The following is a 12,585-nucleotide window of genomic DNA, read 5'->3' on the forward strand; positions in this document are numbered from 1 at the left end:
GCTCGCGTGGATCCCGCGTCGCGCCGGTGAGCGCGGCGGCGTCGAGATGGGGACCCTGCCGGGCCTGCTGCCCGGCGGGCGCCCCGTGGCGGACGCGCAGGCGCGCGTCGACCTCGCGGCCGCGTGGGACGTCGAGCGCCTCCCGGTCGAGCCCGGTCGCAGCGCCGCGGAGATCGTCGCCGCGGCCGCCGACGGCACGCTGGGCGGCCTCGTGGTGGGCGGGGTCGACCCGGTCGACCTGCCCGACCCCGCGCTGGCGCGGGCCGCGCTCGAGCGCGTGGGCTTCGTCGTCTCGCTCGAGGTGCGTGCCTCGGCCGTGACGGCGCTGGCCGACGTCGTGCTGCCCGTCGCGCCGCCCGTGGAGAAGGCCGGCACCTGGATGAACTGGGAGGGTCGCCTGCGGCCGTTCCCCCAGGCGCTCACCTCGACCGCGATGTCCGACCACCGCGTCCTGGACGTCCTCGCGGACGCGATGGGCACGGCCCTCGGCCTGCGCACGCTGGCCCAGGTCCACGCGGAGATCGACGCCCTCGGCCCCTGGGACGGCGAGCGCGTCGCCGCGCCCGCGGTCGCCTCCGTCGAGCCGCCGTCGCTGTCCTCCGGTCAGGCCGTGCTCGCGACGTGGCACCAGCTGCTCGACGCGGGTCGCTGCCAGGACGGCGAGGCCTTCCTCGCCGGCACGGCGCACCGGCCGGTCGCTCGCCTCGGCGCCGGCACGGCGGCGGCGCTCGGCGTCGCGACGGGCGACGGCGTCACCCTGCGCACGGCGGCCGGCCAGATCACGCTCCCGGCGGTCGTCACCCCGATGCCCGACGGCGTCGTCTGGGTGCCCACGCACTCCACCGGCTCGATGGTGCGGCCGACGCTCGGCGTCGACGCCGGCGCCGTCGTCGAGCTCGCCGCGGCGTCCGCCGCCGTGGGCGCGCGGACCGGGTCCGACCACACCGACGGAGAGGTGCTGTGATGGCCGGCCTCATGCCCCTGGCCGCGGCGGTCCCGCCGACCGCGGACTTCAGCAACGACACGTGGTGGATCGTCCTGATCAAGGCGGTCGGCATCATCGTGTTCCTGCTGGTCAGCGTGCTGTTCGCGATCTGGTTCGAGCGCAAGGTCGTCGCCCGGATGCAGATCCGGTCGGGCCCGAACGTCCACGGTCCCTTCGGCCTGCTGCAGTCGATGGCCGACGCCGGCAAGCTCCTCCTCAAGGAGGACGTGAACGTCAAGGCCGCGGACAAGGTCGTCTACATCGTGGCGCCGATGATCTCGGTGTTCTGCTCGCTGCTGACGTTCGCCGTCATCCCGCTGGGCCCCGCCGTCTCGATGTTCGGCATCGAGACGCCGCTCCAGCTCACGGACTTCCCCGTGGCGGTGCTCTACATCCTGGCGGTCACGTCGGTCGGCGTGTACGGCATCGTGCTCGGCGGCTGGTCCTCCGGCTCGACCTACCCGCTGCTCGGCGCGGTGCGCTCGACCGCCCAGGTCATCTCCTACGAGCTGGCGATGGGCCTGTCGCTCGTCAGCGTCTTCGTCATGGTCGGCTCGATGTCGACGTCGCAGATCGTCGAGTCGCAGGACTCGATCTGGTGGGTCTTCCCGCTGCTGCCCGCGTTCGTCGTCTACTTCATCTCCATGGTCGGCGAGGTCAACCGCCTCCCGTTCGACCTGCCCGAGGCGGAGGGCGAGCTCGTCTCCGGCTTCATGACCGAGTACTCCTCGATGAAGTTCGCCTGGTTCTTCCTCGCCGAGTACATCAACATGCTCAACGTCTCCGCCGTCGCCACGACGCTGTTCTTCGGTGGCTGGAAGGCGCCGTTCGGCCTCGGCCTGATCAACGACGGCATGCTCAACCAGGGCTGGTGGCCGCTGCTGTGGTTCCTCGCCAAGCTCTGGTTCTTCATGTTCCTGTTCGTCTGGATCCGCGGCACGCTGCTGCGCTTCCGCTACGACCAGTTCATGAAGTTCGGCTGGAAGGTGCTCATCCCGGTCGCCCTCGCGTGGATCGTCTGCGTCGCGGTCGTCCAGGGCATCCGCCAGTTCACGGACGTGGACCTGCGCTCGCTGCTCATCGCGCTCGGCGTCATCGCGGTGGTCGGCATCGGCCTCTCCTTCCTCATCCCGGAGAAGAAGCCGGAGCCGGAGCCGGAGCCGGAGGCGTTCGACGCCTTCGCGGGGGGCTACCCTGTTCCGCCGCTGCCCGGCCAGTCGCTCCCGCCCTCGCCGCGCCGCCTGCGCCTGCAGGAGGCGGCCGCGGGGTCCGCCGCCGGCACCGGGACCGCGACGCTCACCGAGGCGCCCGCCGTCGCGGGCACGCAGACACCCGCCGACGGCGACCAGGAGGAGACCCGTGGCTGACAAGGACCTCAGTCGTCGCGACAGCGACGGCGGTGCCGTGGGCGGGCGCGAGCCCGCGCACGAGTACGAGTCGCTCATCGAGCCGAAGAAGGGCATCGGCGAGGTGCTCGCGCCCGTCGCGGGCTTCGGCGTGACCCTCTCGGCGATGTTCAAGCCGGTCATCACCGAGCAGTACCCGTTCGAGAAGCCGCCGACGAAGCCGCGGTACCACGGGCGCCACCAGCTCAACCGGTACCCGGACGGGCTCGAGAAGTGCATCGGCTGCGAGCTGTGCGCGTGGGCCTGCCCGGCCGACGCCATCTACGTCGAGGGCGCCGACAACGCGCCCGACGCGCAGTTCTCGCCGGGGGAGCGGTACGGCCGCGTCTACCAGATCAACTACCTGCGCTGCATCTTCTGCGGCCTGTGCATCGAGGCCTGCCCGACGCGCGCGCTGACGATGACCAACGAGTACGAGCTCGCCGGTCCGACGCGCCGCGGGATGATCTACGAGAAGCAGGACCTCCTGGCGCCCCTGGGCGAGGGCATGCTCGCGGCCCCGCACCCGATGGTGCCCGGCACGGACGACACCGACTACTACCGCGGCTCGGTCAACGGCCCGGTCCCGGAGCAGATCGACTGGGTCGCCCAGTGGCGCCCGGAGGAGCCGAGCCTGCAGGCGCTGCGCCCGGACCACCGCGCACCCGAGCGGTCGACGGACCGCGGGACGGCCTCCGAGCTCGCGGAGCCGGTCGAGCACGGTCAGCCGGCCGAGGTCGACACCACCGCCTCGCACGGGAGGGCCACCCGATGACCCCGTCCACCACCACCGCCGCGGCCGTGGTGACGTCGCTCGTCGAGACGGGCAGCACGTCGGCCGGCGAGGCGGTGCTCTTCTGGGTGCTCGCGCCGATCATGGTGCTGTCGGCGCTCGGCCTGCTCTTCGCCAAGAAGACGGTCCACGCCGCCATGAGCGTCGTGGTCGTGATGATCAGCCTCGCGATCCTCTACGTCGCGCAGGATGCGCCGTTCCTCGGCGTCGTCCAGGTGATCGTGTACACGGGCGCCGTGATGATGCTGTTCCTCTTCGTCCTCATGCTCGTGGGCGTCGACTCCTCCGACTCGCTCGTCGAGACGATCGCCGGTCAGCGGTGGATCGGCGCGCTGCTCGGCATCGGCCTCGGCGCCGTCCTGGTCGGCGTCGTGCTCACGGCGGCCGACCTGCGGCCCGCCGGGCTCGAGGCCGTCAACGCCGACAGCAACCCGGTCGGCGTCGCCCGCGTGATCTTCGGCGACTACGTCTTCGCGCTCGAGGTCGTCGGCACGCTGCTCGTCATCGCCGCGATCGGGGCGCTCGTGCTCACGCACCGCCAGCGCCTCACGCGCCAGGTCGGCCAGCGCGAGCGCGCGGACCTGCGCGTCGCCCAGGGCGGCGTGCTCACGCCCCTGCCCTCGCCCGGTGTCTACGCCCGCAGCAACGCCATGGACGTGGCGGCCCTCGGGCCCGACGGCCGCCCGCTCGAGCAGTCGGTCCCGCGCGTGCTGCGCGTCCGCGGCCAGGAGCGTCAGGTCGACGAGGTGCGCGGCGACGTCGGCGCCCAGGGCATCGGCTCCACGCCCCCCGAGCGGTCCATCACCGGTGAGGAGCCCGTGCGGTGAACCTGAGCAACTACCTGGTGCTGGCCACCGTGCTGTTCTCGATCGGCGCGCTCACCGTGCTGCTGCGCCGCAACGCGATCGTCGTGTTCATGGGCATCGAGCTCATGCTCAACGCGACCAACCTCGCGTTCGTGACGTTCTCGCGGATCCACGGTGACCTCACGGGGCAGGTCGTGGCGTTCTTCGTCATGGTCGTGGCCGCGGCCGAGGTCGTCGTCGGGCTCGCCATCATCGTCGCGATCTTCCGCACCCGTCGCTCGGCCTCGGTCGACGACGTCAACCTTCTGAAGAGCTGAGGAGCGCCGGGTGTTGACACACGCTCTTGCCGGCCTGCCCGCAGGCCTGGCCACCGCTGCCGACGATCACGTCGCCGCCGCCGGGGAGGCGACCGGCGCGTTCTCGTACGCCTGGCTGCTGGTCGCGCTGCCCCTGCTCGGGGCCGCGGTCCTGCTGCTGCTGGGACGACGCGCGGACCGATGGGGCCACTGGCTCGGCGTCCTCGCCTCGGCCTCGGCCTTCGTGGTCGGGGCCGTGCTGTGGGTGGCCACGCTCGGCCTGCCCGCTCAGGACCGCGTCCAGGACCTGCACCTGTTCTCGTGGATCCCGGCGGGTGACTTCACCCTGGACGCCGGCCTGCGGATCGACCCGCTCTCGCTGACCTTCGTCCTGCTGGTGACGTTCGTCGGCACGCTGATCCACGTCTACTCCGTGGCGTACATGGAGCACGACGCCGACCGGCGCCGGTTCTTCGCCTACCTCAACCTCTTCGTCGCGGCGATGCTCCTGCTGGTCCTCGCGGACAGCTACCTGCTGCTCTTCGTCGGCTGGGAGGGCGTGGGCCTCGCCTCCTACCTGCTCATCGGGTTCTGGAACCACCACCTGCCCTACGCCGTCGCGGCCAAGAAGGCGTTCATCGCCAACCGCGTGGGCGACGTCGGCATGCTCATCGCGATCTTCATCCTGTTCGCCGAGTTCGGCGGGACGGACTTCGTCACGGTGTTCTCCGGTGCGCCCGGCGCCAGCGAGGCGGTCCTGACGGCGGCCGGGCTCATGCTGCTGCTCGCCGCCTGCGGCAAGTCGGCGCAGTTCCCGCTCCAGGCCTGGCTCGGCGACGCGATGGCCGGCCCGACCCCGGTCTCGGCGCTCATCCACGCGGCGACGATGGTCACCGCGGGCGTCTACCTGGTCGTGCGGTCCGCGCCCGTGTACGACGGCGCGCCCACCGCGCTCCTCGTCGTGGCGATCGTCGGTGCGATCACGCTGCTCTTCGGCGCGATCGTCGGCTGCGCCAAGGACGACATCAAGAAGACGCTCGCCGCGTCGACGATGTCGCAGATCGGCTACATGATGCTCGCGGCCGGCCTGGGTCCGATCGGCTACGCGTTCGCGATCTTCCACCTGCTCACGCACGGCTTCTTCAAGGCGGGGATGTTCCTCGGCGCGGGGTCCGTCATGCACGGCATGGACGACTCGGTCGACATGCGCCGCTACGGCGGCCTGTCCCGCTACATGAAGATCACGTGGCTGACCTTCGCGGCCGGCTGGCTCGCGATCATCGGCTTCCCCGGCCTGTCCGGCTTCTGGAGCAAGGACAAGATCATCGAGACGGCGTTCGCGACGGCCGGCGGCGAGGGCTGGCAGCCCTGGGTCTTCGGCGGTGTCGCGCTGCTCGGTGCCGGGCTGACGGCGTTCTACATGTCCCGCCTGTTCTTCATGACGTTCCACGGCGAGCGCCGCTGGAGCGACGGGCACGGCGGGGGAGCGGTGGACCCGGCGGCGCCGGTGCGCCACCCGCACGAGTCGCCGAAGCTCATGACCATCCCCATGGTCGTGCTGGCCATCGGCTCCGTCGGCCTCGGCGGCGCCCTGACCATCGGCGGCGCGTTCACCACGTGGCTCGAGCCGGTCACGGGGCACGCCGAGCACCACGAGCCCGTGCTCTCGGTGCCGGTCATCACCGGCCTGACGCTCGCGCTCGTCGCCGTCGGCGCGTTCCTGGCGTGGCGCCAGTACGCGGCCTCGCCGGTGGCCGTCGTCGCGCCGCGCGGCTCCGTGCTGACGCGTGCCGCGCGCAAGGACCTGTACCAGGACGACGTCAACGAGACGCTGCTCATGCGCCCCGGGCAGTACCTCACGCGCTCGCTCGTGTACGGCGACCGTGAGGTCGTCGACGGGGCGGCGACGGGCCTCGCGCGCGTCGTCGCGGGCTCGGGCGACGTGCTGCGCAGGCTGCAGAACGGCTACGTGCGGACCTACGCGTCCGGCATGGTCGCCGGCGTCGTCGTGCTGGCCGCCGTCGCGCTGGCGTTCCGGATCTGAGGGAAGAGACACCATGACCGAGACCTTCCCCTGGCTGACCACGCTGATCGTGGTCCCGCTCCTGGGCGCCGCCGTCGTGTGGCTCCTCCCGTCGGGCGCGCGCAAGCACGCCCGGCCCGTCGCGCTCGCCGTGTCGCTCGTCGTGCTCGTGCTGGCCGTGCTCGCCACGCTCCAGTTCGACGTCGCCCGCGCCGGCGAGCACCAGCTCACCGAGCAGGCGCCGTGGATCCCCACGTTCGGCGTCAGCTACGCCGTCGGCGTCGACGGCGTGGGCCTCGCGCTGGTGCTGCTGTCGGTCGTGCTCGTGCCGCTGGTCCTGCTGGCGGCCTGGCGCGAGCACCCGGACGCCGTCGCGGCGCGGGTGGCGCAGGGCACGGACGCGCAGGCCGACGCGCCGTCGGCCGTCGAGGGCGGCAACCGCATCCGCAACTACGTCGCGCTGATCCTCGTCCTCGAGGCCTTCATGGTCGCCGTGTTCGCGGCCCGGGACCTGTTCCTGTTCTACGTCCTCTTCGAGGCCATGCTGATCCCGGTCTACTTCATGATCGGCGCCTTCGGCGGCCTGCGTCGGCGCTACGCCGCCGTGAAGTTCCTGCTGTTCTCGCTCGCGGGCGGGCTCATCATGCTGGTCGGCGTCATCGCGCTGTACCTCCAGGGCCCGGGCGGCGAGCAGGGCTTCCTCATCGACAACCTCGTCGGTCTCGACCTGCCGGTCACGACCGAGCGGCTGCTGTTCCTCTCGCTGTTCCTCGCGTTCGCCGTCAAGGCGCCGATGTGGCCGGTCCACACCTGGCTGCCCGACGCCGCCGAGCAGGCGCCCGCCGGGACGTCGGTGCTGCTGGTCGGCGTGCTCGACAAGGTGGGCACCTTCGGCATGCTGACGCTCTGCCTGCCGCTGTTCCCCGACGCCTCCCGCTGGGCGGCGCCCGTGATCATCGTGCTCGCGGTCGTGTCGGTGCTCTACGGCGCGCTCCTGGCCATCGGCCAGGAGGACCTCATGCGCCTCATCGCGTACACGTCGGTCAGCCACTTCGGCTTCATCGTGCTCGGCATCTTCGCCTTCAACGAGGTCAGCACGCAGGGCGCGTCGCTCTACATGGTCAACCACGGCCTGTCGACGGGCGCGCTGTTCCTGCTCGCCGGCTTCCTGGTGGCGCGGCGCGGCACGGCGCGGCTCTCCGCGTTCGGCGGTCTGCAGAAGGTCACGCCCGTGCTCGCGGGCACCTTCCTGGTGGCCGGGCTCTCGGCGCTCTCGCTGCCGGGCCTGTCGACGTTCGTCAGCGAGTTCCTCGTGCTGGTGGGCAGCTTCCAGGCCAACCGCCCCGCGACGATCGTGGCGACCCTCGGCGTCATCCTGGCCGCGCTGTACGTCCTGCTGACCTACCAGCGGGTCTTCACGGGACCCGTGCGCGACGACCTCGCGACCACGCCCGACCTGTCCGCGCGCGAGAAGTGGGTCGTGGGCCCGCTCATCGCCGCGATGCTCGTCCTCGGGTTCTACCCCGGACCCGCGCTCGACCTCGTGCGTCAGCCGGCCGAGGTCTCGGTCGCCGCCGTCCACGAGGGTGCCGACCCGGGCGGCCCGGGTGACGAGGCCGGCAACGCCAGCGATTCCTCCGTCGACGGGAGCGACAAGTGACCCCCGCCTTCGTGGCCCCCGAGGTCCCCTGGGCCCAGCTGGCGCCCGTGGTGATCGTGCTCGGAGCCGGAGCGATCGGGGTCCTCGTCGAGGCCTTCGCACCGCAGCGCGCGCGCCGCGCGATCCAGCTCGCCCTCGCGGTGCTCGCCCTCGCCGGCGCGCTCGTGGCGGTGGCGGCCCTGTGGAAGGACGTCATCAGCTCCGGTGGCTTCGAGATCCTCGGCGGCTCGGTCATGCTCGACGGACCCACGCTCGTCCTGTGGGGTGTGCTCGCGCTGCTCGGCCTCGTGAGCGTCCTGGTCATCGCGGACCGCGGCGAGACGGGTGAGGACGCGTTCGCGCCCTCGGCCGCCGCGATCCCGGGCTCGGAGTACGAGGAGCTCGCGCGCCGCAAGGGGCTCGCGCAGACCGAGGTCTACCCCCTGGTCCTGTTCGCGCTCGGCGGGATGATGATCTTCCCCGCCGCCGGTGACCTGCTGACGCTCTTCGTCGCGCTCGAGGTGCTCTCGCTGCCGCTGTACCTGCTGTCGGGGATGGCGCGCCGCCGCCGCCTCTTCAGCCAGGAGGCGTCGATGAAGTACTTCCTCCTGGGCGCCTTCGCCTCGGCGTTCCTGCTCTTCGGTGCGGCGCTGCTCTACGGCTTCGCGGGCTCGATCCGGTTCGCGGACATCGCGGCCGCGACGCAGACCGTGGTCGGGATGGACGCGCTGCTCCTCGCGGGCGTCGTCCTGGTCCTCGTGGGTCTGCTGTTCAAGGTCGGCGCCGTGCCGTTCCACTCGTGGACACCCGACGTCTACCAGGGTGCGCCGACGCCGATCACCGGCTTCATGGCTGCGTGCACCAAGATCGCCGCGTTCGGCGCGATCCTGCGCCTGGTCTACGTCGTCCTGCCGCCGCTCGAGTGGGACATCATGCCGCTGCTGTGGGCCGTCGCGGTCCTGACGATGCTGGTCGGCACCGTCGTGGCGATCGTGCAGACGGACGTCAAGCGCATGCTCGCGTACTCGTCCATCGCGCACGCGGGCTTCGTGCTCGTGGGCGTCGTCGCGCTGACGCCGTCCGCCATCCCGTCCGTGCTCTTCTACCTGCTGGCCTACGGCCTGGCGACGATCGGCGCGTTCGCGATCATCACCCTGGTCCGCGAGGTCACGTCCGGTCCGGAGTCGGCCGTCGTGGCCGAGGCGACCCACATCTCCCAGTGGTCCGGTCTCGGCAAGCGGCACCCGGTGCTGGCGACGTCGTTCGCGCTCTTCCTGCTCTCGTTCGCGGGCATCCCGCTCACGGGTGGCTTCATCGGGAAGTTCGCGGTCTTCGCCGCGGCGATCGAGGGTGGCCTGACGTGGCTCGCCGTCGTCGGCGTCCTCGCGTCCGCAGCGGCGGTCTTCTTCTACGTGCGCCTCATCGTGCTGATGTTCTTCACGGACGCCGCGGGCACCCCGGGCGAGTCGACGACCGTCGTGCGCTCCGAGGGCTTCACCGCCGTGGCGATCGGGATCGCCGTCGTCGGCACGGTGCTGCTCGGCGTGCTGCCCTCGCCCGTCCTCGACGTCCTCGCGGACGCGGCTCGGCTGATCCCGTGAGCTCCTCCACCACGCTGTCGCTCGCCGACCCGGCCCTGACCGAGCTCCTCACGGCTCGGCTCGGTCTGGTCGAGGAGCGGCTGCGCGGCGCGGTCACCCACGCGGACCTGCTCGCGGACACGGCGTCGCGGCATCTCGTCAACGCCGGCGGCAAGCGCCTGCGCCCCCTGCTGACGCTCCTCGCGGCGCAGCTGGGCGAGGGCCAGCGGCCCGAGGTGCTCGACGCCGCGGTGGTCGTGGAGCTGACGCACCTCGCGACGCTCTACCACGACGACGTCATGGACTCGGCGCCGGTGCGTCGCGGTGCGCCGGCGGCGCACGAGGTGTGGGGCAACCACGTCGCGATCCTCACGGGCGACCTGCTCTTCGCGCGCGCGTCGCGGCTCGTCGCGGGCCTCGGCCCCGAGGCGGTGCGCATCCAGGCGGCCACCTTCGAGCGGCTGTGCCTCGGCCAGCTCCACGAGACGGTGGGCCCGCCGGCCGACGTCGACCCCGTCGAGCACTACCTGCAGGTGCTGTCCGACAAGACCGGCTCGCTCATCGCGACGTCCGCCCGCTTCGGCGCGATGTTCGCCGGCTGCGGGCCGGAGATCGTGGCGACGCTCACGCAGTACGGCGAGAAGGTCGGCGTCGCGTTCCAGCTCGCCGACGACGTCATCGACCTCACCTCGGTGGGCGACCAGTCCGGCAAGACGCCCGGCACCGACCTGCGCGAGAAGGTCCCGACCATGCCGGTGCTGCTCCTGCGCCGCCGGGCGGCCGGCCCCGAGGGCACCGACGAGGACCGTGCGCTCGTCGCGCTGCTCGACTCCGACCTGAGCGCCGACGCGGACCTCGACGACGCCGTGCGGCGCCTGCGGTCCCACCCGGTCGTCGCCGAGACGCGCGCCCGCGCCGTGCAGTATGCCGACGAGGCGGTGGCCGCTCTGGGTACCCTTCCCGCGGGCCCGGTGCGGGACTCGCTCGTCTCCTTCACCCGGGCCCTGGTGGACCGCGCGGCCTGACGGCGGGCGGCGCGGCAGGTCGTTCACCCGGACGGCTCAACTCGGCACCGCGGCGTGCCGATGGTCCGGGAGCATGGTGCTGTACCGCAGCGGACGACGGTCCGCTAAGGGTGACGACGGGGAGGCTCGTGCGCACGTCCTGGGGCTCTGCGACCGACCGCGGGCGCGTCCGCAACCTCAACGAGGACTCGTTGCTGGCGTACCCGCCGGTCTTCCTCGTGGCGGACGGCATGGGCGGGCACTCCGCCGGAGACGTCGCCAGCCGGCTCGCGGTCGAGGAGTTCTCGCAGCTCGCGGGCCGCACGTCCGCGTCGCCCGACGAGATCCACGCGTGCTTCCACCGCACGGCCTCGCGCCTGCGGGGAGCGGTCCAGGCCGGACGCACCGCCGGCACCACGGTGGCGGGCGTGGCCATCGCGGCCCACGACGGTGGCTCGTACTGGCTGGTGTTCAACATCGGTGACTCGCGCGTCTACCGGCTCGCCGGGGGTGAGCTCGAGCAGATCAGCGTGGACCACTCGGTGGTCCAGGAGCTCATCGACCGCGGGGAGCTGTCCCCGCACGAGGCGGTGGGGCACCCCGACCGCCACGTCATCACGCGCGCCGTGGGCACGGGCGCCGAGCCCGAGCCGGACTACTGGCTGATCCCCGCCGGGACGGCCGACCGCGTCCTGGTCTGCTCGGACGGGCTCACCACCGAGCTCGAGGACACGACCCTCCTGCGCGTCCTGTCGACCGTGGCCGACCCGCAGGAGGCGGCCCAGGTGCTCGTCACCGCCGCGCTCGAGGCGGGCGGCAAGGACAACATCAGCGCCGTCGTCGTGGACGTCGCGATCGCGACCGACAGTCCCGACGTCGAGACCACCGTCCGTGCGCCGGACCGTGACGTCGCCGTGGCGGGTGCCGTTCGTCGGGCCGACGCGGCCCGCGACGCCGCGTGGGACGAGGAGATCGACGGCGCCACCATCCCGCGCTCCCCGTCCGCCGTGGGCGCCCGCGCGACCGAGCCGGAGGGCCCCGCGGGCCCGGCCGGCGCCAGCTCCACGGAGGTGCCGTGATGATCGTCCCCCTGTACGCCCCCGGCGAGTGGGTGGCCGTCGTGACCGACGGCCGGATCGCCCTCGTCCCGCCGACCACCGATGCCGCGCTCGTGCGCGACCTGTGGGAGACGGTGCGTGCGGGCGCGGGGCTGACCGGGGCGCTCCAGGTGCTGCTGCGCGGCGGGATCGCCGAGCTCCCGCCGTTCGCGCTCGTCGCGGTCGAGTCCGACCGCGCGCACGTCATCGTGCGGGGCGAGCTCGAGGTCGAGATCACGGGCGCGCGGTCCCGCACGCTCACGGGCGCCATGGTCTCCACCTGGGCGGAGGAGATCCACGCCGACGTCGAGTCCGTCACGGTCCGGACCCCCGCCCTCGGCGGGGCGTCCACCGACGGGGCACTGCCCGTGCTGTCCGGCGTCGTGCGCGCCGCGGGCGTGCGGGTGGAGACCAGGTCGGGTGCGGCCGCCCAGCCCGTCCCCGCGACGGCGCTCATCAGGGACGTCCCGACGGCAGCGGCGCCCGCGCCGACGCCGGAGCCGCAGCCCACGCCGGAGCCCGAGCCCACGCCGGAGCCCGAGCCCACGCCCGAGTCGGAGCCCACGCCGGAGCCTGAGCCCCAGCCGGAGCCGGAGCCGCAGCCCGCCCTCGAGTCGGAGCTCGAGTCGGAGCCCACGCCTGAGCCGGAGCCCGAGCCGGAGCCTGAGCCGGAGCCTGAGCCGGAGCCGGAGCCTGAGCCGGAGCCGGAGCCGGAGCCGGAGCCGGAGCCGGAGCCGGAGCCGGAGCCGGAGCCCGAGCCCGAGCCCGAGCCGGAGCCCACGCCCGAGCCCGAGCCCACGCCCGAGCCCGAGCCCGAGCCCGCCCCGGAGCCCACCCCCGCGCCGGAGACGCGCGCGCTCGCGCGTCATGCCCTGCCCCGCGGTCGGGTCGAGCCCGAGGATCTCGACGACCTGGAGCACACGCTGCTCCAGGCGCCCGCCGCCGCCCCGCCGTCCGCGCCCGCACTCGCGCCCGCG

The 12,585-nt window shown here is 72.9% G+C and carries 10 protein-coding genes and 1 pseudogene; all 11 read left to right on the forward strand.

Features of this window, described 5'->3' with window-relative positions; translation table 11 throughout:
* A partial coding sequence (locus tag IDM29_RS10330) for a molybdopterin dinucleotide binding domain-containing protein (RefSeq protein WP_188037489.1) occupies positions 1 to 964 on the forward strand: 964 nt, incomplete at its 5' end.
* The gene (nuoH, locus tag IDM29_RS10335) at positions 964 to 2,352 is read left to right on the forward strand and encodes an NADH-quinone oxidoreductase subunit NuoH (RefSeq protein ID WP_182112099.1); all 1,389 of its coding nucleotides are present in this window, start codon (positions 964 to 966) and stop codon (positions 2,350 to 2,352) included. The genes IDM29_RS10330 and nuoH, both read left to right, overlap by 1 nt.
* A 76-nt stretch (positions 2,353 to 2,428) precedes the next feature.
* The gene (gene nuoI / locus IDM29_RS10340) at positions 2,429 to 3,145 is read left to right on the forward strand and encodes an NADH-quinone oxidoreductase subunit NuoI (protein ID WP_255491906.1); all 717 of its coding nucleotides are present in this window, start codon (positions 2,429 to 2,431) and stop codon (positions 3,143 to 3,145) included.
* Entirely contained in the window at positions 3,142 to 3,990 is an 849-nt protein-coding gene (locus IDM29_RS10345; protein WP_188037490.1) for an NADH-quinone oxidoreductase subunit J, read from the forward strand. Before nuoI ends, IDM29_RS10345 begins: the two co-directional genes overlap by 4 nt.
* A complete protein-coding gene (nuoK, locus tag IDM29_RS10350; protein ID WP_182112096.1) occupies positions 3,987 to 4,286 on the forward strand; it encodes an NADH-quinone oxidoreductase subunit NuoK in 300 nt (99 codons plus the stop codon). Before IDM29_RS10345 ends, nuoK begins: the two co-directional genes overlap by 4 nt.
* 10 nt (positions 4,287 to 4,296) lie before the next feature.
* Positions 4,297 to 6,309 (forward strand): NADH-quinone oxidoreductase subunit L, encoded by a 2,013-nt coding sequence (nuoL, locus tag IDM29_RS10355; RefSeq protein WP_375372404.1) that lies wholly within the window; start codon positions 4,297 to 4,299, stop codon positions 6,307 to 6,309.
* Positions 6,310 to 6,322: 13 nt separating this feature from the next.
* A complete protein-coding gene (locus IDM29_RS10360; protein WP_188037491.1) occupies positions 6,323 to 7,948 on the forward strand; it encodes an NADH-quinone oxidoreductase subunit M in 1,626 nt (541 codons plus the stop codon).
* Complete coding sequence (gene nuoN, locus IDM29_RS10365) at positions 7,945 to 9,528, forward strand: NADH-quinone oxidoreductase subunit NuoN (protein ID WP_182112094.1); 1,584 nt, start codon at positions 7,945 to 7,947, stop codon at positions 9,526 to 9,528. The genes IDM29_RS10360 and nuoN overlap by 4 nt, the downstream gene beginning before the upstream one ends.
* On the forward strand, positions 9,525 to 10,532 hold the full coding sequence (locus tag IDM29_RS10370) for a polyprenyl synthetase family protein (RefSeq protein WP_188037492.1): 1,008 nt from the start codon (positions 9,525 to 9,527) through the stop codon (positions 10,530 to 10,532). The genes nuoN and IDM29_RS10370 overlap by 4 nt, the downstream gene beginning before the upstream one ends.
* A 110-nt stretch (positions 10,533 to 10,642) precedes the next feature.
* On the forward strand, positions 10,643 to 11,590 hold the full coding sequence (locus tag IDM29_RS10375) for a PP2C family serine/threonine-protein phosphatase (RefSeq protein ID WP_255491644.1): 948 nt from the start codon (positions 10,643 to 10,645) through the stop codon (positions 11,588 to 11,590).
* A pseudogene (locus tag IDM29_RS10380) lies at positions 11,590 to 12,585 on the forward strand (hypothetical protein); the annotation flags it as partial. The gene IDM29_RS10375 and the pseudogene IDM29_RS10380, both read left to right, overlap by 1 nt.

The sequence above is a fragment of the Actinotalea sp. JY-7885 genome, from assembly GCF_014525465.1.
Lineage (GTDB): Bacteria > Actinomycetota > Actinomycetes > Actinomycetales > Cellulomonadaceae > Actinotalea.